The sequence below is a fragment of the Streptomyces sp. 4F14 genome (assembly GCF_048159485.1).
GTDB lineage: Bacteria > Actinomycetota > Actinomycetes > Streptomycetales > Streptomycetaceae > Streptomyces.
This window is the reverse complement of record NZ_JBLRVY010000351.1, coordinates 1-328: the sequence shown is the minus strand read 5'-3', so window position 1 is coordinate 328 and position 328 is coordinate 1. Positions and strand designations below refer to the sequence as shown.

The following is a 328-nucleotide window of genomic DNA, read 5'->3' as shown; positions in this document are numbered from 1 at the left end:
CCAGGGAAACCCCGCCACCGGGATCTCCCGGGATCCCCTGTCGACAAGGAGAGTGAGCCGGATGCCGCCGCATCGGCATGTCGCCGTGATCGGAGCCGGGCCCTCCGGCCTGTACACGGCTCAGACTCTGGCCGGGACGTACGGCATGGCTGTTGACGTGTTCGAACGCCTGCCTGCTCCGTACGGCCTCCTCCGATACGGGGTGGCCCCGGATCATCTGAAGATGAAGAAACTGATCTCTGTGCTGGAGAAGGTGCTGCGACTGCCCGGCGTACGTTTCTTCGGGAACGTCGAGGTCGGCCGGGACGTCACAGGAGAGGACCTGCGC

Annotated in this window: 1 protein-coding gene; it reads left to right on the top strand. The window is 65.5% G+C overall.

All coding sequences use genetic code 11. The features are described 5' to 3' along the window. Window positions 1-61: 61 nt before the first annotated feature. The coding region (locus ACLZOT_RS51070) for an NAD(P)-binding protein (RefSeq protein ID WP_416976125.1) at window positions 62-328 on the top strand (267 nt) is incomplete at its 3' end.